Raw genomic sequence first — 25,807 nt, forward strand, 5'->3', positions numbered from 1 at the left:
TGGAAAGCAGAGACGATCATGACGGTATATGTCGTTACGGCATCGAACTATAACGAGCCTGCGTTCTGGGCAGGAATTGCCGAAGCGGAGGCGGGGCACACGCTTGATTTCAGCCCGCTGCCGCCGGGGTTCGAATTCTCCGTAAACGCCGCGACCAACAGCATTTCAATCTGGAACGGTGTGTCCTGGTACAGGATCGGATCGCGGGGCAACGCAAGGGTGGATGCCGTTCTGGGCGGTGCAACGCGCACGGATCAGTTTACCACGCTCATCGGGCGCGACCGAGACGGCGCGCGCCAGCGGATGGTCCTCGGGCAGGAGGCTGCGCCGCAGCCGCTGCCCCCCGGCGCGGTCACCACGCTGGAGGTCAGCAACGTCGCAGAGGCGCCGGTCGCTCTCTATGTGATGCGTGGCGCGGGCGAGCCGCTGCACATCGCCGACATCCCCGGAGGCGCAACCTATATCGCCACAACTGCGGCCGGAACGCGGTGGATGTTGCAGGACGGTGCTCGGGCAGAGCGGGTGTGGATCAACGTCGATGGCCCCACCCGGATCACGACCCGCATCACCACCCAGAGCGCCTCGGAACCGGTGGCCGTCGGGGAGATGCCGGTGACGTCTGCTGCGGCGACCGGATGAGGCAGGACGACCGGCATACTGCATGGTCCCTTGACCGCTGCGATCTATCTGGTCGCGACGGGCCGGAGGATCCCGGACCCGGAGCGGAAGCGACGGCGCCTGAATTGCCGGGGGCGCCACCTGCTGATGCCAGCGCCGCTTTTGCGGATGATAGGCAGCCGGTGATGCGGGCGGCGGGCACAGAAGACCAGCCGCCATCGGTGCAGCATTGCGCGCCGGGGGTGCCCTGTTTCACCCCGGGAATTCGCATTGCCACGGCGCGCGGGGCCATTCCGGTGGAGCAGATCGCGGTGGGGGATCTGCTGCAAACCGCAGACAACGGGTTTCAACCTGTGATCTGGGTCGGACGCCGTGATCTGAGTGCGGCGGATCTTTGGTCCCATCCGCATCTGCGCCCGGTTCTGCTGTCCCCGGGGGGGCTGTTGGCGAATGAACGCGCCTTGCTGGTGTCTCCGCAGCATCGTTTCATGCTCAACCGGCGGCGGCTGGGCGATCTCGGCGCGGTCGGCGAGGCGTTCCTGCGTGCGCGCCTGTTGCAGCACGTCGCGCCGCAGACCGCCTGTGTCCAGACAGCGGATGTGCCGGTCAGCTACGTCCATCTGATGACCGAGCGACATCAGGTGGTCTTTGCGGAAGGGGTCGCGACGGAGACCTTCTGGCCGGGACCGGAGGCCCTGCGCGGCCTCTCCCTGGCGGATCGGCAAGAGTTGTTCGATCTGTTTCCCGAATTGCTGCCCGCCCTGCGGTTGCAGGGCGCGGCGGGGCGGCAGTTTGTCGATCTGCGCTATTGCAGTTTGGCACGACAGGATGTGTCCCGCGGGGATCTGGCCGCATTGGCGCCGGGTGGGCAGGCGGTGGCGGCGCGATCCGGCGCCGTTGCCGGACCGCCGCGCCGTGGCGCCTAGGCGGCCTCGGCGCGTCCCTTGAGGAACTCACAGGTCACCTGGACGGCGGCGGCCATATCCTCGGCGCTGGCGAATTCTTCGGGCCGGTGGCTGATCCCGTCGCGACAGCGCACGAACAGCATGGCGGTCTCGCAAAGCGCCGCCATCGCCGACGCATCATGGGTCGCGCCGGAGGGCAGTCGCGGTGCCGCAATGCCGCTCTGGCGGCAGGCCGCCTCCAGCGTGTCCATCAACGCGGGGGCGCAGGGCACGGCCGGTTGCGCATAGGTGCGGCTCATGGAAAAAGCGGTGCCGCGGGCAGCGGCGATTTCGGTGCCCCAGACCTGCGCTTCGGCGGCAAACGCCGCGCGTTCCTCATCCGACAATGCCCTGATTTCAAGAGTGAGCTCGGCCTCGCGCGGGATTGCGTTCACCACGGCGGGTTTCAGGTTGAGCGTGCCGACCGTGGCCCGGAGCCCGTCGCGGCCCGCTGCCGTGTCATGCACCCGGGCGATGAAATCCGCGGCGGCGACCAGCGCATCGCGGCGCCCCTGCATCGGGACCGTGCCCGCATGTCCGGTTTCCCCGCTGAAGGTGATGCTGTTGCGCTCGATGCCGCAGATGCCGGTGACGATGCCGCATGGCACATTGTCCCGTTGCAGGACCGGCCCCTGTTCGATGTGGATTTCCAGATAGGCCTGCACGCTGTCACGAGGCCGGCGCATCTGACCCAGCGCATCCGGGTCGCCCCCGAACTGCGCGAGCGCCGCGCGCAGGGACACGCCATCGGCATCCGTCATCTCAAGCGCGTCGGGATCAAGCTGCCCCGTTAACGCCCGTGGTCCGAGGAGCGCGGTGGGAAATCGCACGCCTTCCTCGTCGGCGAAGGCCAATACCTCCACCGGAAACGGCAGTTGCACCCCCTCTGCGGCAAGCTGCTCCAGCGCGAGGCAGCCGATCAGGACGCCCATGACGCCGTCGTAACGCCCGCCTTCGCGCACGCTGTCCTGATGCGATCCAATCAACACCGCCGGTGCGCCGGTCGCGGAGGCGCTGCGTCCGATCAGGGTGGCGGCGGCATCCATGTGACAGGACAGGCCGGCCTGTGTCATCCAGCCCCGGATCACATCGAGGGCGGCCGCATGTTCGGGCGTGAAGGGGAACCGGGTCACCCCCGGTCCGGGTGCGCTGCAGGTTGCGATTTCATTCAATCGGCGCTCGGCCTCTTTGCCCCAGTCCATCGTGGTCCCCAATTTATAATGATTAATTTAGCTCTATCGTTCGCAGGTTTTCCTGTCTATGCTTTTTATCATGATAAAAGGCGGCAGAAGATGAGCAAACCGACCCGTGCCCCGGGCCAACCGCGTCGCTCGCGCCCGGTGCGCGTGGCGGATGAAATCAAGACCTGGGTGGTGGAACGCGACCTCCAGCAGGGGGACAAATTGCCTAATGAAACGGAGATGATCTCTCTGTTCGGCGTGTCCAAGGGGACGGTGCGCGAAGCGATGCGGATCCTCGAAGCGCAGGGGCTGATCCTGACCCGTACCGGCCCGGGGGGCGGCAGTTTTGTCGACAAGGTCTCGGCCGAGCGGGCGCGCTCCTTGCTGGCCAACTACTTCTATTTCCAGAACCTTTCGATCGCCGACATCTATCAGATGCGCCGCGCGCTGGAGCCGGAACTGGCCGCAAGCTTGGCCGGGACGCTCAGCGAGGAGCAATTGGCCGAGATGGAAGCGCTTGCCGCGCGCTATCCGGAGCCTGCGCAATCTGCCGAGGAAGAGAAAGAACAGCATATTGCATCGCTCGACTTTCACGCCCGGCTGGCGGAGTTCTCGGGCAATGCGCTGCTGGGCTTTGTCATTTCCTTCATGGCGCGGGTTCTCACGGACATGACGATCTATCGCAAGCTCTACGAGCCGCCGAACCACGAGTTGTGGCGCCGGGGGCGGGAGCATCAGATGCGGCTGGTGGAGGCCCTGCGCCACGGCAATGGGGATGAAGCGCGGCGGATCATGGCCTCGCATATGCAAGGGGCCGAAGACCTGATGACCGCGCAGGAGGCACAGCTGGCGCGGCGCTTTATCGGGGAATAACCGGCGCCGCTAGCCCGCTTCGGGAAGCACGGCGCGGCTTCTGTCGGTCAAGGTCGGAACCTCATCCAGCCAGTCGAAATAGGGCGACCGATGGGCGCGAATGCACAGGGCGCGCAGGGCGGAAAGGGGTTCTTCGCTGAAGTCGATCCGCAGATCCAGCGGCGGATGGTCCGGCCTCAGCACCAGCAGCGCCGCCGATTGCAGACCACGGGTGTCCCCGCCAGCCGAGGCCGCCGCATCCAGCACCGCAAGCATGTGATCGGGCAGGGTGGCAAATTCTGACTGCGCCGTCTGCTGCATCACGTCCAGCACATTGGCCCCGGACAGCATGTTGCCCGCCACCGCCAGGTTTGGCGCGATCCGGTGGCCGGCGTAGGCGATGCTGTCCCGTCCGGTGAACCCTGCGCCCTGGCCAGTGCGGTCCAGCGCCAGCATCTGCCGGTGGTGGCGGCCGGTGTCCGCCTGCGTGACGGCCTCCACCGCCTGTGTGGCGCTGCGTCCGTTGTACATGTGCCGCAGCCCGTCATCGCGCCAGAATGTGCTGGGGGCCGTGCCCTGCGACGCCACCAGCCCTGATTCGATGTCTCCGCGCAGGACCCAGCCCCCGACACAGAGACTCCCGGTTGCCGCAGCCGCCGCGAAACCGCCTGTTTGGGGGTCATGCATCAGTATTGAAAAGGTCATGGCGGTCTCCGAACGAATTTGGTGCAGGTTTAGACTTGTATTTATCATGAAAATTTGCGTGGATACAATTAATCATGAAAAATAAATCTCAGCAGAGAGGATCCGACATGAAATTTCTTGAGATGACGCGGCGCGGCGCGATGGCCGCGATGTTCGCGACGACGGCTCTGGCCGGTGTAGCGATGGGCGTGGCACCGGCGGCGGCGCAGACACCGCCGGGCGTGTTGATCGTCGGCCAGATCGCAGAACCCAAAGCGCTTGACCCGGCGGCGGTGACGGCGGTGAACGACTTCCGCATCCTGATGAACGTCTATGACGGCCTCGTGCGCTACAAGGACGGCACGCTGGAGGTGGAGCCTGCCCTGGCCACCGACTGGAGCATTTCCGAGGATGGCACCGAATATACCTTCAGCCTGCGCGAGGGGGTGTCCTTCCACGATGGCAGCGCCTTTGATGCCGAGGCAGTGGTGTTCAACTTCGAGCGGATGCTCAATGAGGATCACCCCTTCCACAACACCGGCCCGTTCCCGTTGGCCTTTTTCTTCTCCGCTGTGGAGAGCGTCGAGGCGGTCGATGATCTGACGGTGAAATTCAAGCTGAACGCGCCCTATGCGCCGTTCCTGTCGAACCTTGCCTATCCCACGGGCCTGATCGTGTCGCCTGAGGCGGTCAAAAACCATGGCGCGGAGTTTGGCCGCAACCCCTCCGGCACCGGCGCGTTCAAATTTGCCGAGTGGCGCTCCAATGAGGCCGTGGTGGTTGAGAAAAACCCCGACTACTGGGATGGCGCGGCAGAGCTGGACGCGGTGGTCTTCCGCCCGATCACCGATGCCAACACCCGCACGGCAGAAATGCTGGCCGGTGGCATTGACTTGATGGTCGAGGTGCCGCCGGTGGCGCTGTCGGAATTTCAGGGCGATGCTTTCACCGTGCATGAACAGGCCGGTCCGCACGTTTGGTTCCTGATCCTCAACGCCAAGGAAGGCCCCTTCGCCGACAAGCGCGTCCGCCAAGCGGCGAACTACGCGATCAACAAATCTGCGATCGTGAACGATGTGCTGGAGGGCACCGCCGAGGTGGCCGCAGGCCCGACCCCGCCCGCCTTTGCCTGGGCGTATAATGAATCGCTCGAACCCTATCCCTATGACCCCGACAAGGCGCGTAAACTCCTGGCCGAGGCGGGCGCAGAAGGGGCGGAACTCACGTTCTATGTGACCGAGGGCGGCTCTGGTATGCTTGATCCTATCGCCATGGGTACCGCCATTCAGGCCGATCTCAATGCCGTGGGGCTGGATGTGAAGATCGAAACCTACGAGTGGAACACCTTCCTGGGCGAGGTCAATCCGGGGCTGGAGGGCAAGGCCGACATGGCTGAGATGGCCTGGATGACCAATGACCCGGACACATTGCCCTTCCTTGCGCTGCGCACGGATGCATGGCCCGACAAGGGCGGCTTCAACTCCGGCTATTATTCTAACCCGAAGGTGGATGAGCTGTTGGAAGCGGCCCGTGTTGCGACCGATCAGGACGAGCGCGCCAAGCTCTATCAGGAGATGCAGACCATCGTGCAGGAAGATGCGCCTTGGGTCTTTGTCGCCAACTGGAAGCAGAACGCGGTGACCTCGGACCGGGTGGGCGATTTTGCCCTGCAGCCCTCGTTCTTCCTGCTGCTCGATGATGTGACCAAGAACTGATGAAAGGTTTCGGATCGGGCTTTGCCCGATCCGACCCGCGCGCCCCCCTGCGGGGCGCGCGCGGCCCCCGTTTCCCCGGAGTTTCTGCTGAAGCCTACCCGGAAACACGCTCCCCCCAATCGGCAGAGCAGGAAGGCACGCCATGACTGGCTACATTATAAAAAGGCTCATCTCCGCGGTGCCGGTCCTTCTGGGGATCTCGGTCATCGTGTTTCTGATCATGGCGATGATCCCGGGCGACCCGGCCACGGCGATCCTTGGCTCCTATGCGACGCCCGAGAATGTTGAGAAGCTCAATCGCGATCTCGGCCTCGATAAGCCCTTGGTGCAGCGGTACTTTATCTGGCTCGGCAATATGTTGCAGGGCGATTTTGGCCGCAGCTTCTCGCTCAATCGTGCGGTTCTGGACGAGGTGCTGGAGCGGTTCAATGCAACGCTGGTGCTGGCGGGCACATCCTTTGTGATCTGTTCGATCCTTGGCGTTGCGGCAGGTGTGGTCTCGGCGGCGCGCCAATACGGGCTGGCGGATAAGGCGATTACATTTGCAGTGCTTCTGGGCATTTCGATCCCGTCGTTTTTCCTCGGCATGATGATGATCCTGATATTTGCGGTGAATCTGCGCTGGTTTCCGGTGTCCGGCATGTGGCCCATATACGGCGCGCGGGATCTGTCGGCGCTTGTCAGCCATCTAACCCTTCCGGCCATTGCGCTGGCGGTGGTGGCCACTGGCGTCATCGCCCGCCTGTCACGGTCCGCCATGCTGGAGGTCCTGCGGCAGGATTTCATCCGCACCGCCCGCGCCAAAGGCGTGCATGAGCGCAGCGTGATCTGGCGCCATGGTCTGCGCGCGGCGATGGTGTCGATCATCCCGGTGCTGGGCATTCAGGCCGGGTTTGTGCTCTCGGGCGCAGTCTACATCGAGATGGTGTTCCAATGGCCCGGCGTCGGGCGCATGCTGGTCGATGCCATCCTCAAACGTGACATTCTGCTGGTGCAGGGCGGCGTGGTCTTTGTCGCTGCTTGCTATGTGCTGTTCAACATTGCCGTCGATGTCGCCCAAAGCCTTCTGGACCCGAGGATCAAAGCATGAGCTTCCTGCGTCTTTTGTCCCGCAACCGCCTGGCGCTCGCGGGGCTCATCGTGATGTCGGTGGTGGTGCTGCTGGCGCTGCTGACACCCATTTTGCCGCTGCCCGACCCGGATGTGACGAACACGGCAGAGCGGTTCAAGAAACCCTTTAGCGAAGGGGCATTGCTGGGCACCGATCACCTTGGTCGCGATCTCGCCAGCCGCCTGATGTGGGGCACGCGGCTGTCGCTGGCGGTGGGCTTTGCGGCGGCGGTGGCGGCGGCCACCATCGGGGCGGCGATCGGCGTGATCGCCGGGTTTTACGGCGGGCGCGTGGACAATGTGATCATGCGCGGCGTCGATATGCTGATGGGCTTTCCCTATATTCTGCTGGCGCTGGCGATTGTCGCCGCGCTCGGTCCGGGGCTGATGAATGCGCTGATCGCAGTGGCCGCCGTCAACATCCCCTTCTTTGCCCGCAACATTCGCGGTGTCACCGTCGGTATTGCGCATAAGGAATTTGTCGATGCGGCGCGGCTCTGCGGGATGTCGAATGCGCGGATCATTATCACGGAGGTGGTTCCGAATGTGATCCCGGTGATCGTGATCGCCATGTCCACCACCGTCGGCTGGATGATCCTTGAGACGGCAGGACTCAGTTTCCTTGGCCTTGGCTCGCAACCGCCGCAGGCGGACCTGGGCTCCATGCTGGGGGAGGCGCGCTCGGCGCTGATTACCAATCCGCATACCTCCGTGGTGCCCGGCGCGATGATCCTTGTGATCGTGATGGCGATTAACCTTCTGGGCGATGGCGTGCGCGACGCGCTTGATCCGCGTCTGAAGTCCGGCGCGCTCAGCCGTCCGATGCCGACCACCATGGTGCGCCGCAACGACCCCGTGCCGCAGCCCGAAGGCGACGGCATCCTGAGCCTGCGCGGCCTGCAAACCCAGTTCCACGTGAAGGATCGCATCTACAAGGCCGTGGGAGGAGTTGACCTCTCGGTAAGGCCAGGCGAATGCCTTGGGATCATTGGTGAAAGTGGCTCTGGTAAATCCGTGACGGCGCTGTCGATCATGGGATTGGTCGCCTCGCCCCCCGGTGTCATCACCGGCGGTGCGGTGCATTACAAGGGCGAGGATCTGATCGGCGCGCCCTATGAGACCCTGCGCCGCCTGCGCGGTGACCGTGTGGCCTATATCTTTCAGGATCCTCTGGCGACGCTGCACCCCCTTTATACAGTCGGCGCGCAGCTCATCGAGGCGATCCAGTGCCATCATCGCACCAGTAACTCCGAGGCCCGCGCCCGCGCGATAGAACTCTTGAAATCCGTGCGCATCCCCAATGCCGAGGCGCGGGTGGACAATTACCCGCATGAGATGTCGGGCGGCATGCGCCAACGGGTCGGCATCGCCATGGCGCTGGCCAATGACCCGGAGGTGATCATCGCGGATGAACCCACAACCGCGCTCGACGTGACGGTGCAGGCGCAGATCCTTGCGCTTTTGGATGATTTGCGGCGCGAGCGGGGCTTGGCGATCATCTTCATCACCCATGATTTTGGCGTGGTGGCGCAGCTTTGTGACCGGGTGGCGGTGATGTATGCGGGCCGCATTGTCGAGGAAGGCCCCACCGATGCCATCCTCAATGCGCCCGCCCATCCTTACACCGCGCGGCTGATGGCCTGCGTGCCGGAACTGGGTCAGGGCAGACGCCAATTGGCAGCCATTCCCGGTCTGCCGCCAGTGGTGGACAAACTGCCCGCAGGCTGCGCCTTTGCGGATCGCTGTCCCAAGGCCGCAAGTGCCTGTCGCAGCGGGGATATTGCGCTTGGTGCCTTGGGGCCCGCGCGCAAGATCCGCTGTATCGACCCTGAAATCCCAGTGCAGGAGGCCACGGCATGAGCGCGGCACTGAAACTCACCGACCTCAGCAAGACTTTCCCGGTGGGCAAGCGCCTGTTCGGCGCACCCAAGGCGGGCGTCAAGGCGGTGCAGCCACTCTCGCTGACGGTGGAGAAGGGCGAAACCCTCGGCATCGTGGGTGAGTCGGGGTGTGGAAAATCCACATTGGCGCGGATGTTGGTGGGCTTGCTGCCGCCCACCACCGGCCAGATTGAGATCGACGGCGCACCGCTTGATAACGCGGACCCGGCCACCTTTGGGCAGAAGATCCAATATGTCTTTCAGGACCCGATCAGCAGCCTCAACCCGCGTAAAACCATTCGCCAGATCATGGACGCGCCCCTGCGGCATCTGCACGGCATGGACGCCAAGGCGCGCACCACTCGCATTGCAGAGATCTTTGCCGCGGTGAACCTGCGCGAGGAGTTTCTCGACCGCTACCCGCATGAATTCTCTGGCGGACAGGCGCAGCGGATCGGCATTGCCCGGGCCCTAGCGGCGGATGCGCGTATCTTGATCCTGGATGAGCCTGTGTCCGCGCTGGATGTCTCCGTGCAGGCGCAGGTGTTGAACCTTCTAGCTGATCTGAAACAGAAATTCGGCCTGACCTATATCTTTATCAGCCATGATCTTGCGGTGGTGGAGGCGGTCAGTGATCGCGTCGCGGTGCTCTATTTTGGCTCCGTGGTCGAGGTCGGCCCCGCCGATCAGGTCTTTGCCAAGCCGACCCATCCCTATACGAAACTCCTGGCCGACAGTGCCCCCGTCGTCGGGCGTGCGCTCGCCGCGCCAGAGGCGAAGGAGACCGAACTGCCCGACCCGCTGAACCCGCCCGAGGGCTGCGCGTTTCGCGCCCGTTGCCCGCGCGCGGTCGAGGCTTGCAGAACCACCGTACCACCGCTGGATGTCGAACGCGCGCAAGTCTCCTGTGCCTGTTTCAACCCGCTTTAGGAGAAGGGGGCTGCGCTGTTGCTGATCTGTCCGACGCCCTGCGCCTTGCGCAGTCAGGGCGATCAGGGCAGCAAAGCAGGGCTGCGCCGAACTTACGCGATTTTCACGCTATCCGTGTAAATATGCGGGTGGACTCTCGCATTATTTGAGCAATACTGCGCGTGTGAGTGCGGACGTGGTGTTGAGTTCAAAGCCATTTTGAGAATCGTAGCCTTTTTCTACGGGTATTGAGTCGTTCCGCAACAACGGCGTGCTGTTTGGTTCGCTCCGAGCGATGCGGTTGGTGTGTGTCGTGTCGGGGCCGAAGTGCGCTACATCGGCGACCCTCGATCCCCAGGAGGGTCGCCGATCCCCCTTTTCCCATCGGATTGCAGGCGCTGGAAACCTTGCGTTTACGGTGAGAACACCTGCCGCAAGGCCGGCTGCACCTGTGTTGCGGGGGGAGGGGACACGCGCCTGATGGTGCGTGGACCAAAACAGGCCATCACGTCGTTTTCCTGAACGGAGCCATGCCTGGAGCTGCGTTCCCGAGTTGACAATGGCGGCGGAACCGGCCACGAAACGGGACACGCGCCCGCGTAATTCAACTGGATAGAATATCCGACTTCTAATCGGGCTGTTGGGGGTTCGAGTCCTCCCGCGGGCGCCATTCCACATCAAAAAAACCACCGCCCCGAGCCTGCGCGCACTAAACCCAGGCGAGGCGCCGAGGGCAAACCGGGCAAGTCCGTCCTGCGCGTTTTGACCCTCCCGATCCTTGTCATGCACTTGCATATCAAGATGTGAACTCTTAGAAGGAGGCCCATATCTGCCAGCCGCGTCCCCGAGCCAGCTTTCCAAAACAACGTGAAATTCGGGAACGTTCATGCTCAGATCACTCACTTCGCAACGTGGCCACCTCTTGGGTGGAACCGCACTGGCCCTGCTTGCGGCCTTGCCGGCCTCGGCGCAGGAGACTTTCTCCGACAATATCATATCGCTCGACCCCATCGAGGTCCGCTACAAGGATCCGGTTGGCACCGCTGCGGATCGGGCAACCGCAGCCTATGTGGCGGATGCCGAGGTCGAGCGGGCCCGTATGGGGGACCTCAAGGACCTGTTTGCCGGTATCGCCTCTGTCTCTGTCGGCGGGGCCATTCCGGTCGCCCAGAAGATCTTTGTAAACGGGGTTGATATGCTCAACCTCACCATCGCGCTGGACGGGGCGTTGCAGAACAATCGTGCCTTCCACCATGTCAGCGCCAATGCCTTTGACCCCGGTGTGCTCAAATCCGTGCGCGTCGATCCCGGCATTGCTGCGGCGGACACCGGCCCCAATGCGGTCGCGGGCGCCGTCGTCATGGAGACGGTCGATGCCGAGGATATCCTTCGGGACGGGCAGAATTTTGGCGGCGCGGCACGGCTGAGCTTTGGTGACAACGGGCAGACCTTTGGCCGGTCGCTGACCCTTGCGGGGCGCAGCGACGGCGGGTTCGAATTCCTTGCCTACGCCAAATCCGCCACCGGCGATGACTATGAGGACGGGTCGGGAACCACGGTCTCCGGCACCGGGGCAGAGCTGCAAAGCCGCTTGCTGAAACTGGCCTATGAATCCCGCGAGGGCCATCGGGTCGAGCTGTCGGGACAGCAGATCAAGGATGATGGCGCGCGCCCCTATCGGGCCAATATCGGCGCGGTCGTCGGTGGGCGTCCGGTGCCCGAGACCCGGATATACGACACCACCCGGACCAGCTACAGCCTGCGCTACGAGAACACCAATGACCTTGGCATGTGGGATCCCGAGGTCGTCCTGGGCTATTCCGAAAGCGATATTCGGGTGCCGTCGCCCTATCAGAGCGTCGGGATCTCCAGCACCTTGTCCGCGAAGGTGCAGAATACCTTTCACCTGTCGGACGGCAACACCGTGACCGCCGGGATCGACTACTACAAGAAGGAGTCGGAGTATTCCGACCCCATCGACGGGCGGTTTGACGAGGCGGCAGACAATCTCGGCGTTTTTGCCCAGGCACGGCTGACGCCTGCCGACCGCTGGACCGTGTCCGCGGGGCTACGCTACGACTGGCAGGATTTCACCGGTATCGGTGGCTATGAGACCTCTGCCAATGGGGCCAGCGGCAATGCCGCCGTCACCTTTGAGGTCAGCGAGAGCTTTTCTGTCCGCGCCGGCTATTCCAATGTCTTTGGCGGGATCCAGCTGGAGGACAACTACGAGTTCTGGCGGCAATGGGACTACAGCGGCCTGCGCAGTGCGCGGGCGCAGAACATGAACCTCGGGTTCGACTGGCATCGTGATGCCCTGCGGGTTGGTGGCGAGATATTCCTCACCGAGATCGACGATGCGCGCGGGGGCGGTGATACCTTCGACTTCCAGAGCCGTGGCTACAACCTCGGGGCCACCTATGACTGGGGCGATGGCTTTGTGCGGATGACCTATTCCAACAGCGAGATCGAAGTGAACGGAGCGTCCTCCGGCAGCTATGAGGCATTGGACTATGGCGCGCCATTGGGGCAGGTCATTGCGCTGGAGGTGCAGCACGAACTGGTCGCCTATGATCTGCTGATCGGGGGCAGCCTCGATATGGCGCTGGACTATGACGACACCCAGAGCACATCGGATCAGGGGCTTGACGGCTATCAGGTGGTCAATGTCTTTGCGGAATATACCCCGCCGCAGCTGCCTGCGCTGACCCTGCGCGCGTCGATCAACAACCTGTTCGACGAGAGCTATGCGGACCGCTCGACCTATGGCGCGGATTATTCCTCGATCGTGCCGCTGAATGAACCTGGCCGGACCTTTGTGTTCGAGGCCATTGCCCGGTTCTGATCGCCTGTGATCCGGGGCGCGTCAGCTGCGCCCCGGGTCCCGCCCGCCGGGCAGAAGTTTGATCATCAGGCGTGACAGCAAATAGGCCTCGTCGGTGCTCATGCAGCCTGCGACGTCTGCCTGAATCGCCGCCATATAGGTCGGCCATATGCGCTGGTGCAGCCCGGTTCCCGTCTCGGTCAGGAACAACACCTGCTTGCGGCGCCCGTCCGCGATATGTTCCCGGCGCAGGAACCCCTCCTTTTCCAATCGCGAGATATGGCGCGACAGGGCATATTGCGGCACGAACAGGATCTCTTCCAACGGGCCCATCAGCTGGCCCTGGGGTCCTGCGCGCTCAACCTCCATCAGGATTTCAAACCAGATCGGATCGGCCAGCCCCTCGGCCTTGAGCGCCTTGGCAATCGACGGCAACAGTCTGCGATGCGCCCGCATGATGTTGAACCAGACCCGGTTGTAGGCAATTCGCGGATCGTCATCGTCAAAGAATTCGGCCGGGCTCCGGGGCGGTGAGGGATGTGACATCAATAGACCTATCTGGCTGCAATAGCTTGGGAAAACCACGTTTAGTCCTAGCCCATGGGCCGTGGCTTTGAAAGCACGAGCCGACACAGCGCCGACCGGTGCGACAGAGGTCCGGCCACTGCATCGGGGCGGCTGGGATGCGGTCGGAGCAATCTTGGATTGCCGAAATCGCCGGGTGCAGTAACATGGGGCCGGGGAGGACGTAGATTGGCGAAATCTACACAACACATCGATCGTATCGTCGAAACCGCGACGGATCCCGCGGCGGCCGCGCGCAGTCGTCTGGCCGCGTCCTGGCGACGCTCGTTGCAGCATCATGGTCTGGATCCGGGGCAAAAGGGCGATGTGCAGCGCATTTCCGCAGCGGCACTTGCCGAGCGCCGGCGCCGGGCGGAGGCGATGATGCGCGTGGCCATGCCGCGGCTGGATGCGCTCTATCGGCTGGTGGGCAGTTCCGGGTGCGGCGTCCTGCTGACCGATGCCGAAGGGGTGGTGCTGGACCTGCGCGCCGCGGACGGGGATGCCGACATCTTTCAGGCCTGGGGGCTGGCGCCCGGGACCGATTGGTCGGAGGCCTCCGAAGGCACCAATGGCATCGGCACCTGCATTGCCGAGGGCCGGCGGGTGACCATTCATCGCGACGAGCATTTCCATGCCCGCAATATCGACATGAGCTGCATGGATGCGCCGATTTTTGGCCCCGAGGGGGATCTGGTCGGCGCATTGGATGTCTCCTCGGCGCGGGCAGATCAGACCGAGGCCTTCAACCGGTTGATCGCGGCGCAGGTTGCCCAGACCGCGCGCCAGATCGAGGTGGATCAGTTTCGCGCCTGTTTCGCGACCGCGCGGATCATTGTGGCAGATCACGAGGAGAGCGACGCTGCCATCCTGCTGGCCGTGGATCAGGACGATATCCTGCGCGGTGCGACACGCGGTGCCCGCAGGGCTTTCGGTTTGCAGGCCGCCGGTCCGGTTGCAGCAATACCCGCTTCGGATCTGTTCGGGCGCGAAGACGGGGCGAGCGGTTTCGAAAAAGCCGAGCGCGCCGCGGTGGTGCGCGCGCTTGCGCGGGCGCATGGCAACGTGTCTCAGGCCGCCCGTAGCCTCGGAATTGGGCGCGCCACCCTCTACCGCCGCATGAAGCGGCTGGGGATTGGCGAAACTTCGGCCTGACCGTCTCAGTTCTGAGACAGATGCGCGACGAGGCTGTGTGCCGGATGCTGACGCGCCCCGGCAGTATCGTCATCCTCCTTGCATCCCCGGTGGAGGACCGGGATGCAGAGGAGGATATCATGAACGAACAGACACAGATCGCGGGTGAACACACATCGCCCTTCAAGGCCCGTTATGACAATTTTATCGGCGGGCGTTTTGTGGCGCCGGTCCAGGGGCGGTATTTCGACAACATCACGCCGATCACCGGCGCCAAGGTTTGCGAAGTGGCGCGGTCCTCTGCCGAAGATGTGGAACTGGCGCTGGATGCCGCCCACGCTGCCAAGGAGGCCTGGGGCAAGACTTCGGCGGCGGACCGGTCAAACCTGTTGCTGAAGGTCGCCGACCGGATCGAACAGAACCTCGACCTGATCGCCACCGCAGAGACCTGGGACAACGGCAAGCCCATTCGCGAAACGATGGCCGCCGACATCCCACTGGCGGTGGATCACTTCCGCTATTTTGCCGGCGTTCTGCGCGGGCAGGAAGGCGCCATGTCCGAGATTGACCAAGATACGGTGGCCTACCACTTTCACGAACCGCTGGGGGTCGTGGGGCAGATCATTCCGTGGAACTTCTCTGTTCTCATGGCCGCCTGGAAACTGGCGCCGGCGCTGGCGGCAGGTAACTGTGTGGTGTTGAAACCGGCAGAACAAACCCCGGCAGCAATCATGGTGCTGGTCGAAGCGATCGCGGATCTGTTGCCGGCCGGTGTGCTGAACATCGTGAACGGCATGGGGCCGGAGGTGGGCGGGCCGCTTGCCAAATCCCCCCGCATTGCCAAGATCGCCTTTACCGGATCGACCGAGACCGGCCGCATCATCATGCAGGCGGCGACCGAGAACCTCATTCCCGTGACGCTGGAACTGGGCGGAAAGAGTCCCAACATCTTCTTCTCCGATGTCATGGCGGCGGATGATGCCTTTCTCGACAAGGCCGTGGAAGGGTTTGTCCTGTTTGCCTTCAATCAAGGCGAGGTCTGCACGTGCCCGTCGCGCGCGCTCATTCAGGAAGACATCTACGAAGAGTTTATTGCCCGCTGTATCGCGCGGGTGAAGGCGATCAAACAGGGCGATCCGCGTGACCCCGCGACCATGGTCGGGGCGCAGGCCAGTCAGGAGCAACAGGACAAGATCCTGTCCTATCTGACCATCGGCGTCGAAGAAGGGGCAGAGGTGCTGACGGGCGGTCAGGCGGCCCGGTTCAACGGCGATCTGTCGACCGGTTTCTACGTGCAGCCCACGATCCTGAAGGGACACAACAAGATGCGGGTGTTCCAGGAGGAGATCTTTGGTCCGGTGGTGTCTGTGACCACCTTCAAGGATGAAGCGGAAGCCTTGGCGATTGCCAACGACACGATGTACGGCCTCGGCGCCGGGGTCTGGACGCGCGATGGCACGCGGGCCTATCGGTTTGGTCGCTCGATCGAGGCCGGACGGGTCTGGGTCAACAATTATCATGCCTATCCTGCCCATGCCGCGTTCGGAGGCTACAAACAATCGGGCATCGGGCGCGAGACTCACAAGATGATGCTGGATCACTATCAGCAGACCAAGAACATGTTGGTGAGCTACAACCCCAACAAGCTGGGTTTCTTCTGAGTGTAACAACCCCGCAGATAAAAGGCGGGTCCGGCGCTCTGTCGGTCCCGCCGCACGCATCACACCACCGATGCCGGGGCAACCCGGCCTGGCGCACGGGATGATGGGGGGCTGCCCCCCGGCGTTGCGACCCGCGCTCTTGGCAGACAGGGCCTGCGGCTTACGCGTCTTGGGCAGCGGCGCGAGGCGACTTGCGGCGGGGCTTTTCGCTTTAGGCAAAACCCTCACGTCCTGCCGGCACAGCGATGGGGTCAAGGGGGATCAGCGGGGTGGGATCAGAAATCTTCCCAGCCGGCTGCCGGTTTCAGGGCCGGCGTGTCATCGTGATCCGGCGCGGCGACCTCCATCGTTGCGGCTTCTGCCACAGGCATTGCGGCCTGTTCAAACTCCGCGATCATGTCGGCATCGCTGTGTGCAGACGGCTCTGGCGGCGCGGCGGCCTCCTCGGCATGCGCGCGGACCTTCGCGCCATCGGTTTTGAACACGGCCACGACTCGGGCCAGCTGAGCCGCATCGTTGCGCAGCACCTGGCTGGCAGCGGTGGTTTCCTCGACCATGGCAGCATTGTGCTGCGTGACCTGGTCCAGTTGCGAAACCCCGGTGTTGATCTCGTTCAATGTGGTGGACTGCTCTTCCGCGCCGGTTGCGATGCCGCTGACATGGCCGGAAATGGTGCCCACGCGCCCGATGATCTTCTCCAGCTCCTCGCCGGTGCGCCCGACGAGACGCACACCTTCGCCGACCTGTTCGGTGCTTTCCACGATCAGGTGCTTGATCTCCTGAGCCGCATCGCCCGAGCGCTGGGCAAGGGCGCGGACCTCGGCGGCCACCACGGCAAAGCCGCGACCAGCTTCGCCCGCGCGGGCCGCCTCGACCCCGGCATTGAGCGCAAGCAGGTTGGTCTGGAAGGCGATATCGTCGATGACGGTGAGGATCTTCGAAATCTTGCTCGAGGAGGCTTCGATCTGCGACATCGCATTGACGGCATCCGCGACGACCTTGCCGCTTTGTTCGGCTGTGGCGCGGGCTTCGTCCATGACGCCCTCGACTTCGCGGGCGCCTTCGGCGGCGGAGCGCACGCTGCCGTTCAGCTGTTCCATCGCTGCCGCAGTCTCTTCAAGGGTCGCGGCCTGGCTTTCGGTGCGTTGTGACAGATCACCGGAGGAGACGCTGATCTGCTCGGCGCTGGAGCGGATGCGTTCGGAACTCTCGATCACGGAATCGATGATGCTGACCATCGTGGCGCGAGTCGAGTTGAAATGGCGGCGCAGCGTTTCATACTCTTCGGCAAACGGATCGGTGATGGCATGGGTCAGGTCGCCGTCGGACATCTGCTTCAGCGCGTGGTTCAGCGCGTCCACCACCTGTTTCTGGCTCGACTGCGCGGCCATGCGTTCTTCTTCGAGGCTGCGCACCTCCGCCAGCTGCTGCTTGAGATTGTCGATATTGCGGGCGATGCGGCCGACCTCATCCGACCGGGTCTGATGGCCGACCGACTGCGCGTAGTCGCCCTCGGCAATGCCGGCAACCACGGTGCCAAGATCGGTCAGGGGGCGGCTGATCACCCGTCGCAAGACCAGCGCGGACAAGCCGCACATGAGCAGGAAAATCCCGCCCGCCAGACCAAATGCCATCATCTGGTCCCGCAGAGCGACAGCTTTTGCGGCCTCGCTGGACCAGAGCATGGCCACGGCCCCAACCGCAGTCCCCTTCGATGTGGTTGCGGGCGCTGCGACCAGCCGGCCGTCCCCGGCAACCTCGACGGTGCCTGTCTCTGCCGCGGTTGTGGCAAGTGCGGTCAGATTGGCAATCTCGGCCTCGCTTGCGGTACCGACGGTTGCGACAATCTCGCCGTCCAGATTAAAGGCCACGCCGTGCAAGGCGCGGCCTTCGGTCATCTCGATCACCCGTTGCAGATCGGCAAGGAGCTTTTCTTCATCGCGGAAGCGGATGGCGCCGCCGCTGCGTGAGGCAACGGAATAGGTGACATTGCGTCCAAGCGTGTCGACACCGTTCTGAACCGCCTTGTCGACGATCAATTTGTTTGCCACGGAGACAAATGCCGCGGTGACAAAGGTGGAGATCGCGATCAGAAGCCCGATCTTTACAAAGATCGACAAGCCTTTGATGCTGGGAGGCTTTTTTGCCATAGCTGCCATCGAGTGTCCCGTCCCATTCCCTGGATTTCGGTTGGATTACAGAAGGCTTTCTGCATCCACGCCCACAGTGATCGCCCCGATCGCGTTGCCGCTGTCCGGGTCGACAATGGTGACGGAGATCTGCCCCTGGTAGCGCTGGGTCGACTCGTCCAGTTCCACTTCGCTGATGTGGATGCTGCCGGCGCCATTGCCGTAGGTTTGCTGGAATTTGGCCTCATCGCCCTGCCACATGTCGGAGGTCACATCGGAGGCGGCGACGTTCAGACCGTGCTCGTCCATCACGAACACCTCCGTCATGGCCCCCATAGAGGCCTCGACACGGGCGCGGAGATCGTCGGAGACGGGGTGGTTCAGGACCGCGGCCAGCAGCGGGGTCGAGGGATCCCCGACATTGGCGCGCCATTCCTGGTCCATCTCTTCGATCTGATCCTGGCTCAGACCGGCATGCGCGTCGTTCTGCGCCTTGATCGCGGCCACGATGGCCGGGTCATTGGCCCAGTCGCTGATTTCGTCATTCATGTAGGCTTCGAGCGCCGGGGTGAATTCATCGGCAAAGGCTGGGACAGATAGCAGCAGCGCTGCTAGGGTTGAGACAAGACGCACGATTTAACTCCTTCAAGCCAGGGGCATCCATAGATACCTATTTTGCTTAGCCCAGAGAGTTTACCAGCCCATTAATCGGCGCCGCCCTGGCACGAGGTACCCGGAAGGCGCGTCCCGCTCTGATCGTCGCCGCGCGTGCCACAGCAGGCGGCGACACGGTTGTAACCATAGGCATCTCAATGTGTTATAGCTGCGCCAACGGTTGAAGATTGTCGTTTTGAGGCAGGCATTGTGTCGGTGCATTTTGCGATGAATATGCGCAGACTGCCCCCAGTTCAGACCGTTTGGCGGGTCGTGCTGACGCCGGACGCTGGCGCCTTGATGGAGAAATGCGCGCATGATCGAACTCAAAGACCTGCAATTGTTGACGGCGCTGGCACGTCACCAGCATTTTGCCAAGGCGGCCGAGGCCTGCAACATGTCCCAACCCGCTTTCTCGATGCGCATCCGGGGTCTGGAGGAAAAGCTGGGCCTGTCCATCGTGCGCCGTGGCAACCGGTTTCAGGGGCTCACGGGCGAGGGGCAGATGATCGTTGATCGGGCGCGGGGCATTCTGGATGATGCCAAGGCGCTGGATCAGGAAATCGCCGCCGCGCGTGGCGAGGTGACCGGAACGCTGGTCATCGGCGCGGTGCCGACCGCGACCTCCTATGTTGCGCAATTGATTGACCGCCTGCATCAGGCCCATCCGCGCATGCTGGTGCGGCTGGAGGTCACGACCTCGCTGTTGATCCAGCAACGGCTTTATGACGGGACGCTCGACGCCGGGGTCACCTATAGCGACAGCGTCGGGCGCGACAGCATGAGTCTGCAACCGCTCTATGACGAAACCTATGTGTTGCTGGCCTCGGACGAAATGCTTGCCCCCTTTGGCGAGAGCGTTTCCTGGCGCGACGCGGCCACCCTGCCGCTGAGCCTGCTGGAGCCGCAGATGCAGAACCGGCGCATCCTGGACCGCGTGTTTGCGGATCTGGACCTGCGTCCCGAGGTCATGTCGGAGTCCAGCGGTTTCATGGCGGCGATGGTCATGGCGCGGGCGGGGTCGGTGGCCACGATCCTGCCCAAGGCGCTGGTGCAGGCGCTTGGTCCGCTGGATGGCACCCGCGCGCTGCCGCTGGTGGACCCGGAGCCGGCGCGCCCTATCTGTCTGGCAAGTGTCGAGCGACAGCCCGAGCTCACAACGATCCGCGCGCTGAGACAGGTCATCGCGGCAAGTGCATCATAAGGGATGCTTATCGCGCCATCGGTCATTCGAATTTGACCGCCGGAATAAGGGGTGGGATTGCGGTCTGAAGGCACCTGAATTGGGAGACACCCATGGCACCTCTGGACAATACATCTGGCGTTTGGAAATCCGGGCGCGGCAAGGGCCGCAAGACGCCCAAGGGCCGCCAGCTCGACGATCAAGCGCATTCCGAAATCCTTGACCTGCTGGGCGAGCGCCCGCGCAACCGCGATCTGCTGATCGAGTTCCTGCACCTGGTGCAGGATCGCTTTGGCCATATCTCTGCCGCCCATATCCGGGCGCTGTCGGAAGAAATGCGCGTCGGCCAGGCGGAAATCTACGAGGTGGCCAGCTTCTATGCGCATTTCGACGTGGTCAAAGAGGGCGAGACCCCGCCACCGGCGCTGACCATCCGGGTCTGCGACTCGCTGTCGTGCGAGCTGGCCGGGGCCGAGCAGTTGAAACAGGCGCTGGAGGACGGCATGGACCCCACTCAGGTCCGCGTCCTGCGGGCCCCCTGCATGGGCCGTTGCGACACCGCCCCGGTGCTGGAGATCGGTCACAACCACATCGACCACGCCACCGTCGAAAAGGTCGAGGCCGCGATTGCCGCGGATGACACGCACGCGCATGTCCCGCAGTATGAGACCTACCGCGAGTATGCCATCGCGGGCGGCTATGAGGTGCTGAAGGACCTGCGCCAAAACGGCGACTGGGAAGCGGTTCAGGACAAGGTGCTCTCTGCCGGTCTGCGCGGTCTGGGCGGGGCCGGTTTCCCGTCGGGCAAGAAATGGGGCTTCGTGCGGATGAACGAAGGTCCGCGCTATCTCGCCGTCAATGGCGATGAGGGCGAGCCGGGCACCTTCAAGGACCGCTATTACCTCGAACGCACGCCGCATGTGTTCCTTGAGGGCATGCTGATCGCCGCATGGGCGGTGGAGGCGGAAAAGGCCTTTATCTACATGCGCGACGAATATCCGGCGGTGCTGGAGATCCTGCGCCGCGAGATTGCCGCGCTGGAAGAGGCGGGCATCGTCGAGCCAGGTTACATCGACCTGCGCCGCGGGGCAGGGGCCTATATCTGCGGTGAAGAGAGCGCCATGATCGAGTCGATCGAAGGCAAACGCGGCGAGCCGCGCCACCGTCCGCCTTTTGTGGCGCAGGTGGGCGTCTTTGGCCAGCCGACCCTCGTGCATAATGTCGAGACATTGTATTGGGTCACCAAGATCAACCGCGAAGGGCCGGAGTGCCTGAACGCGGTGGAAAAGAACGGTCGCAAGGGGCTGCGCTCCTACTCGGTGTCCGGTCGCGTGAAAAATCCGGGCGTGCATCTGCTGCCGGCAGGCTCCACCATTCTGGATGTGATCGAGGCCGCTGGCGGCATGCTGGACGGCCAGACGTTCAAGGCCTACCAGCCGGGCGGCCCGTCCTCCGGCCTGTTGCCGGCGCATATGGATGACATCCCGCTCGATTTCGACACGCTGCAACCCCACGGCACCTTTATCGGTTCGGCGGCGGTTGTTGTCCTGTCGGATCAGGACTCGGCGCGAGATGCGGCGCTCAACATGCTGCGTTTCTTCGAGGACGAGAGCTGCGGCCAGTGCACCCCCTGCCGGGTCGGCTGCGAAAAGGCCGTGAAGCTGATGCAGGCAGACAAATGGGATCAGTCGCTCCTGGAAGAGCTGAGCCAGACCATGGTGGATGCCTCCATCTGCGGTCTTGGCCAGGCCGCGCCGAACCCGATCCGCCTGACCATGAAACACTTCCCCGAGGAGGTGTGAGCATGGCCTCCGCAATGATGTCTCGCCCGGTGGGAACCACCGGGCCGCGCCTGACCTTCCCCCCGGGAAGGCGCGATTGCGCCTCCCCAAGGTCAGTCGCAGCCCTCATCTCATCTTCGCAAGCCAAGGAGATCTGAGCCATGTCGAAGCAAATCACCTTTACCCTCGACGGCGAACAGGTCACGGCCGAGGCTGGCCTGACCATCTGGGAAGTCGCCAATGGTCGTGGTCTCAAGATCCCGCACCTGTGCCACAAGCCCCAGCCGGGCTATCGCCCCGACGGCAACTGCCGCGCCTGCATGGTGGAAATCGAGGGCGAACGGACCCTCGCGGCCTCCTGCATCCGCGAACCCAGCGAAGGCATGGTTGTCACCACCAACAACGCCCGCGCCGAAAACGCGCGCAAGATGGTGATGGAGCTGCTGGTCGCCGATCAGCCCGCGCAGGACGTCGCGCATGATAAATCCTCGCATATGTGGGACATGGCCGAGCTGAACGGGGTTTCGGAGTCGCGCTTCCCCAAGATGGAAGAGGGTCATATCCCGCTTCTGGATGACAGCCACGTCGCGATGAGCGTGAACCTGGATGCCTGCATCTCCTGCGGTCTTTGCGTGCGCGCCTGCCGCGAAGTGCAGGTGAACGACGTGATCGGCATGGCCGGTCGCGGTCACAACGCCTATCCGACCTTCGATATTGCCGACCCGATGGGCGCGTCCTCTTGTGTGGCCTGCGGCGAATGCGTGCAGGCCTGCCCGACCGGCGCCCTGATGCCCGCCACCGTGGTGGACGAAAACCAGGTTGGCGACCGCGCGGATTTTGACTCTGAGACCGAAAGCGTCTGCCCCTTCTGCGGGGTGGGGTGCAAAGTGTCGCTCAAGGTCAAGGACAACAAGGTCAAATATGTCGAGGGCATCAACGGCCCTGCCAACGAAGGCCGTTTGTGTGTGAAGGGTCGCTTTGGCTTTGACTACATCCACCACCCGCACCGGCTGACCAAGCCGCTGATCCGCCGCGACGACGCCCCCGCCAAGGGGCTGAACGTCGATCCCGGCGAGTTGGCGACCCACTTTCGGGAGGCGACCTGGGACGAGGCGATGGATCTGGCCGCCAAGGGGCTGGTAAAGCTGCGCGACGAGAACCCGAAATCGGTTGCGGGCTTTGGCTCTGCCAAATGCACCAACGAGGAAGCCTATCTGTTCCAGAAGTTCATCCGGCAGGGCTTCGGTCACAACAACGTCGATCACTGCACCCGGCTGTGCCACGCGTCCTCGGTGGCCGCCTTGATCGAAAACGTCGGCTCTGGTGCGGTGACCGCGACCTTCAACGAGATCGAGAATGCCGATGTGGCGATCATCATCGGCGCCAACCCGATCGAAAACCACCCCGTTGCGGCGACCTACTTCAAGCAGTTCACCAAACGCGGCGGCAAGCTGATCGTGATGGACCCGCGTGGCGTCGGCATGCGTCGCTACGCGGATGAAATGTTGCAGTTCCGCCCCGGCGCGGATGTGTCGATGCTGAACGCGATCATGAATGTGATCGTCGAAGAAGAGCTTTACGACAGCCAGTACATCCACCGCTGGACCGAGAACTGGGAGGCGGAGAAAGAACACCTGCGCCAGTTCACCCCCGAAAAGATGTCCGAAATCTGCGGCATCGACCCGGAGCAACTGCGCCGCGTTGCCCGCACCTTTGCGGGCGCCAAGGCGGGGATGATCTTCTGGGGCATGGGTGTCAGCCAGCACATCCACGGCACTGACAATTCGCGCTGCCTGATCTCGCTGGCACTGATGACCGGCAATGTCGGCAAGCCGGGGGCGGGTCTGCACCCGTTGCGCGGACAGAACAACGTGCAGGGGGCCTCGGATGCGGGCCTCATCCCGATGTTCCTGCCGGATTACCAGAGCGTGATGTCCGACGACGTACGCAAACGCTTCACCGATGTCTGGGGCGGCGGCGATTTCTCGAACGAGAAGGGCCTGACCGTGACCGAGATCGTCGATGAGGTCTACGCGGGCAACATCAAGGGCATGTATATCCAGGGCGAAAACCCGGCCATGTCCGACCCGGATGTGGACCACGCCCGGGCGGCCTTTGCCAAGCTGGACCTGATGATCGTACAGGATATCTTCCTGACCGAGACTGCGAACTTTGCCGACATCATCCTGCCGGCCTCGGCGCTTTATGAAAAGAACGGTACGGTGTCGAACACCAACCGTCAGGTGCAGCGGGTGCGCCCCGCCGTGACCCCGCCGGGCGAGGCCCGCGAGGACTGGAAGATCACCGTCGAGCTGGCGCAGCGTATCGGCCTGCCCTGGAACTACGGCGATGTCTCGGAAGTATTTGCCGAGATGAAGCTCAACATGAAGTCGCTGGACAACATCACCTGGGCGCGTCTGGAGACCGAGACCATCACCTACCCATCGTTGCACGAAACCGACCCAGGTCAGGCGATCGTGTTCGGCGATGGCTTCCCGCGTCCCGAGGGGCGGGCGAAGTTCACACCTGCGAGCGTGATCCCGCCGGATGAGGCGCCGGATGCGGACTACCCGATGATCATGACCACCGGGCGCCAACTGGAACATTGGCATACCGGTTCGATGACCCGCCGGTCGCAGGTGCTGGACGCGGTGGAGCCGGAGGCCAACTGTTCGCTGCATCCCAAAACGCTGCGGGCGCTTGGCGTGGAGCCGGGCGAGATGATCCGCCTGACCACCCGGCGTGGCTCGATCGAGATCATGGCGCGGGCGGACAGGGCGATTGCCGAGGACATGGTCTTTGTGCCCTTCGCCTATGTGGAGGCGGCGGCCAATATCCTGACGAACCCCGCGATCGACCCCTATGGCAAGATCCCGGAGTTCAAGTTCTCCGCCGTGCGCGTAGAAAAGGTCAGCAGCAAGATCGCTGCCGAGTAACGCGCATTTAATGTGTGACGCTGTTTTTTGGCGCGGAGGGTTTGGTCCTCCGCGCCTTTTTTGTTTTTGCGCTTGGCTTGTCGGAGCGAGTCGGGTGGGGCGTGCTGGGGTTTGGGCGATTCATCTGCGCGTTTCGGGCGATTCCGGGTTGATTCCGAGGACTGAGTCTGTGGGTAACTGTGGGCGTCTTGTGGATAAGGCGGTTTGGGGCGGGATTTGGGGCTGTCGGGGCGTTGGACGTGGGCGGGGAGCGGGTCAGTGGCGCGATGGTCTTTCGGTGGGTTAGGTGTTTAAGTCATTGTTTTATTGTGGTTTTGCTAGAAACTTCATCTTTTCTGATGGTTTTCTTGATTTTGGGGTTGCGGGTTTTGTCGGCTCACCATAGAACCCCCTTCACCGGCGGCGCTGAGGCGCTACGGGGCGCGGTGGCGACGCTGCTGACGGATCGGAAAGACGGTTGTGACGCTCAGGAGAGACTGGGGCATTCTTGGTTGGATGTAGGCGGTGGCGCTGCAAGATTTGCGCGACGGTCTGCTTTTGGGTCTTGGATGTTTGCTCTTTGACATTGTTGGATGACTGAAGAGATATGTGGGCGGTTTGGTTCATTTCGATGGATCAACGTCTGTATATCAACGCTCTTAGAACGCAAGTTCGATGATGGAGTGTCAGCTTCACTGTCTTGTTCGGCTTCGGTTTCTTTTGAAACCAAGCACAACAGACAGAGAATAATTGGTTGCATTTCTGGTTCCTAGCCGGGTCAGATCGCAGGTTCAGTTCCGCCCTTGGGATTGGATTTTGTTAAAGCAACCAGTGATGTGCAGAGGTTCGAACGTCAAGGATAGCAACGTAAGTTGCTTTCAACTTGAGAGTTTGATCCTGGCTCAGAACGAACGCTGGCGGCAGGCCTAACACATGCAAGTCGAGCGAGATCTTCGGATCTAGCGGCGGACGGGTTAGTAACGCGTGGGAACGTACCCAAAGGTAGGGAATAGCCACTGGAAACGGTGAGTAATACCCTATGTGCCCTTCGGGGGAAAGATTTATCGCC

The 25,807-nt window shown here is 62.9% G+C and carries 18 protein-coding genes, 1 tRNA gene and 1 rRNA gene (1 of these 20 cut by a window edge); 15 read left to right on the forward strand and 5 right to left on the reverse strand.

What is annotated here, in order from left to right; genetic code table 11:
• The first annotated feature begins 18 nt into the window (after positions 1-18).
• Positions 19-639, forward strand: coding sequence for a hypothetical protein (locus tag ACXAF5_RS06515; protein WP_474945982.1), 621 nt, complete (start codon positions 19-21; stop codon positions 637-639).
• Between the two features lie 164 nt (positions 640-803).
• A complete protein-coding gene (locus ACXAF5_RS06520; RefSeq protein WP_474945983.1) occupies positions 804-1,544 on the forward strand; it encodes a Hint domain-containing protein in 741 nt (246 codons plus the stop codon).
• Here ACXAF5_RS06520 and ACXAF5_RS06525 read toward each other — a convergent pair.
• Complete coding sequence (locus ACXAF5_RS06525) at positions 1,541-2,764, reverse strand: hydantoinase/carbamoylase family amidase (RefSeq protein ID WP_474945984.1); 1,224 nt, start codon at positions 2,762-2,764, stop codon at positions 1,541-1,543. The two genes, ACXAF5_RS06520 and ACXAF5_RS06525, sit on opposite strands and share 4 nt — an antisense overlap.
• A 90-nt stretch (positions 2,765-2,854) precedes the next feature.
• On the opposite strand from ACXAF5_RS06525, the gene ACXAF5_RS06530 reads away from it, so the two are divergent.
• Positions 2,855-3,616, forward strand: coding sequence for a FadR/GntR family transcriptional regulator (locus ACXAF5_RS06530; protein ID WP_474945985.1), 762 nt, complete (start codon positions 2,855-2,857; stop codon positions 3,614-3,616).
• Positions 3,617-3,625: 9 nt separating this feature from the next.
• Here ACXAF5_RS06530 and ACXAF5_RS06535 read toward each other — a convergent pair whose 3' ends face one another.
• Positions 3,626-4,300 carry a DUF1028 domain-containing protein gene (locus ACXAF5_RS06535; protein WP_474945986.1) on the reverse strand — a complete coding sequence of 225 codons (675 nt, stop codon included), beginning with the start codon at positions 4,298-4,300 and terminating at the stop codon, positions 3,626-3,628.
• A gap of 107 nt (positions 4,301-4,407) precedes the next feature.
• Between ACXAF5_RS06535 and ACXAF5_RS06540 the strand changes: the two genes are divergently transcribed.
• The 6 genes from ACXAF5_RS06540 to ACXAF5_RS06565 all read left to right on the forward strand — a co-directional run bounded on the left by ACXAF5_RS06540 (position 4,408) and on the right by ACXAF5_RS06565 (position 12,738).
• Positions 4,408-5,994, forward strand: coding sequence for an ABC transporter substrate-binding protein (locus tag ACXAF5_RS06540; protein ID WP_474945987.1), 1,587 nt, complete (start codon positions 4,408-4,410; stop codon positions 5,992-5,994).
• Positions 5,995-6,136: 142 nt separating this feature from the next.
• Positions 6,137-7,084 (forward strand): ABC transporter permease, encoded by a 948-nt coding sequence (locus tag ACXAF5_RS06545; RefSeq protein ID WP_065328499.1) that lies wholly within the window; start codon positions 6,137-6,139, stop codon positions 7,082-7,084.
• The gene (locus ACXAF5_RS06550; RefSeq protein WP_474945988.1) at positions 7,081-8,964 is read left to right on the forward strand and encodes a dipeptide/oligopeptide/nickel ABC transporter permease/ATP-binding protein; all 1,884 of its coding nucleotides are present in this window, start codon (positions 7,081-7,083) and stop codon (positions 8,962-8,964) included. The genes ACXAF5_RS06545 and ACXAF5_RS06550 overlap by 4 nt, the downstream gene beginning before the upstream one ends.
• Positions 8,961-9,914 (forward strand): ABC transporter ATP-binding protein, encoded by a 954-nt coding sequence (locus ACXAF5_RS06555; protein WP_474945989.1) that lies wholly within the window; start codon positions 8,961-8,963, stop codon positions 9,912-9,914. Before ACXAF5_RS06550 ends, ACXAF5_RS06555 begins: the two co-directional genes overlap by 4 nt.
• Before the next feature lie 572 nt (positions 9,915-10,486).
• Positions 10,487-10,563: transfer RNA gene (locus tag ACXAF5_RS06560), tRNA-Arg, on the forward strand.
• A gap of 216 nt (positions 10,564-10,779) precedes the next feature.
• Positions 10,780-12,738, forward strand: a complete 1,959-nt coding sequence (locus ACXAF5_RS06565) for a TonB-dependent receptor domain-containing protein (RefSeq protein ID WP_474945990.1) — start codon at positions 10,780-10,782, stop codon at positions 12,736-12,738.
• Positions 12,739-12,759: 21 nt separating this feature from the next.
• On the opposite strand, the gene ACXAF5_RS06570 is transcribed toward ACXAF5_RS06565, so the two are convergent.
• Entirely contained in the window at positions 12,760-13,263 is a 504-nt protein-coding gene (locus tag ACXAF5_RS06570; protein ID WP_474945991.1) for a MarR family winged helix-turn-helix transcriptional regulator, read from the reverse strand.
• Positions 13,264-13,470: 207 nt separating this feature from the next.
• Here ACXAF5_RS06570 and ACXAF5_RS06575 point away from each other — a divergent pair, with 207 nt between their 5' ends.
• A complete protein-coding gene (locus ACXAF5_RS06575) occupies positions 13,471-14,436 on the forward strand; it encodes a GAF domain-containing protein (RefSeq protein ID WP_239323110.1) in 966 nt (321 codons plus the stop codon).
• A gap of 119 nt (positions 14,437-14,555) precedes the next feature.
• Positions 14,556-16,076, forward strand: coding sequence for an aldehyde dehydrogenase (gene adh, locus ACXAF5_RS06580; protein WP_239323111.1), 1,521 nt, complete (start codon positions 14,556-14,558; stop codon positions 16,074-16,076).
• Between the two features lie 275 nt (positions 16,077-16,351).
• Here the strand turns inward: adh and ACXAF5_RS06585 are convergent, their stop codons facing one another.
• Complete coding sequence (locus tag ACXAF5_RS06585; RefSeq protein WP_474945992.1) at positions 16,352-18,235, reverse strand: methyl-accepting chemotaxis protein; 1,884 nt, start codon at positions 18,233-18,235, stop codon at positions 16,352-16,354.
• A 36-nt stretch (positions 18,236-18,271) separates the two neighbouring features.
• Entirely contained in the window at positions 18,272-18,838 is a 567-nt protein-coding gene (locus ACXAF5_RS06590; RefSeq protein ID WP_474945993.1) for a hypothetical protein, read from the reverse strand.
• 337 nt (positions 18,839-19,175) lie between these two features.
• Here ACXAF5_RS06590 and ACXAF5_RS06595 point away from each other — a divergent pair, with 337 nt between their 5' ends.
• From ACXAF5_RS06595 to ACXAF5_RS06610, 4 genes are all read left to right on the forward strand, one after another.
• On the forward strand, positions 19,176-20,063 hold the full coding sequence (locus tag ACXAF5_RS06595) for a LysR family transcriptional regulator (RefSeq protein WP_474945994.1): 888 nt from the start codon (positions 19,176-19,178) through the stop codon (positions 20,061-20,063).
• A gap of 92 nt (positions 20,064-20,155) precedes the next feature.
• On the forward strand, positions 20,156-21,844 hold the full coding sequence (locus ACXAF5_RS06600; RefSeq protein WP_474945995.1) for an NAD(P)H-dependent oxidoreductase subunit E: 1,689 nt from the start codon (positions 20,156-20,158) through the stop codon (positions 21,842-21,844).
• A gap of 140 nt (positions 21,845-21,984) precedes the next feature.
• Positions 21,985-24,759 (forward strand): formate dehydrogenase subunit alpha, encoded by a 2,775-nt coding sequence (gene fdhF, locus ACXAF5_RS06605; RefSeq protein ID WP_474945996.1) that lies wholly within the window; start codon positions 21,985-21,987, stop codon positions 24,757-24,759.
• Between the two features lie 858 nt (positions 24,760-25,617).
• A 16S ribosomal RNA gene (locus ACXAF5_RS06610) occupies positions 25,618-25,807 on the forward strand; it runs 1,272 nt beyond the window's last position.

It is taken from the genome of Epibacterium sp. ABV4_022 (assembly GCF_056159345.1).

What these genes read in the sequence shown, in the direction of transcription:
- ACXAF5_RS06555 (WP_474945989.1), top strand. Translation starts at nt 8,961, where the DNA reads ATGAGCGCGGCACTGAAACTCACCGACCTCAGCAAGACTTTCCCGGTG.
- ACXAF5_RS06545 (WP_065328499.1), top strand. Translation starts at nt 6,137, where the DNA reads ATGACTGGCTACATTATAAAAAGGCTCATCTCCGCGGTGCCGGTCCTT.
- ACXAF5_RS06520 (WP_474945983.1), top strand. Translation starts at nt 804, where the DNA reads ATGCGGGCGGCGGGCACAGAAGACCAGCCGCCATCGGTGCAGCATTGC.
- ACXAF5_RS06570 (WP_474945991.1), bottom strand. Translation starts at nt 13,263, where the DNA reads ATGTCACATCCCTCACCGCCCCGGAGCCCGGCCGAATTCTTTGACGAT.
- ACXAF5_RS06600 (WP_474945995.1), top strand. Translation starts at nt 20,156, where the DNA reads ATGGCACCTCTGGACAATACATCTGGCGTTTGGAAATCCGGGCGCGGC.
- ACXAF5_RS06515 (WP_474945982.1), top strand. Translation starts at nt 19, where the DNA reads ATGACGGTATATGTCGTTACGGCATCGAACTATAACGAGCCTGCGTTC.
- ACXAF5_RS06565 (WP_474945990.1), top strand. Translation starts at nt 10,780, where the DNA reads ATGCTCAGATCACTCACTTCGCAACGTGGCCACCTCTTGGGTGGAACC.
- fdhF (WP_474945996.1), top strand. Translation starts at nt 21,985, where the DNA reads ATGTCGAAGCAAATCACCTTTACCCTCGACGGCGAACAGGTCACGGCC.
- ACXAF5_RS06525 (WP_474945984.1), bottom strand. Translation starts at nt 2,764, where the DNA reads ATGGACTGGGGCAAAGAGGCCGAGCGCCGATTGAATGAAATCGCAACC.
- ACXAF5_RS06540 (WP_474945987.1), top strand. Translation starts at nt 4,408, where the DNA reads ATGAAATTTCTTGAGATGACGCGGCGCGGCGCGATGGCCGCGATGTTC.
- ACXAF5_RS06535 (WP_474945986.1), bottom strand. Translation starts at nt 4,300, where the DNA reads ATGACCTTTTCAATACTGATGCATGACCCCCAAACAGGCGGTTTCGCG.
- ACXAF5_RS06530 (WP_474945985.1), top strand. Translation starts at nt 2,855, where the DNA reads ATGAGCAAACCGACCCGTGCCCCGGGCCAACCGCGTCGCTCGCGCCCG.
- adh (WP_239323111.1), top strand. Translation starts at nt 14,556, where the DNA reads ATGAACGAACAGACACAGATCGCGGGTGAACACACATCGCCCTTCAAG.
- ACXAF5_RS06585 (WP_474945992.1), bottom strand. Translation starts at nt 18,235, where the DNA reads ATGGCAGCTATGGCAAAAAAGCCTCCCAGCATCAAAGGCTTGTCGATC.
- ACXAF5_RS06595 (WP_474945994.1), top strand. Translation starts at nt 19,176, where the DNA reads ATGATCGAACTCAAAGACCTGCAATTGTTGACGGCGCTGGCACGTCAC.
- ACXAF5_RS06550 (WP_474945988.1), top strand. Translation starts at nt 7,081, where the DNA reads ATGAGCTTCCTGCGTCTTTTGTCCCGCAACCGCCTGGCGCTCGCGGGG.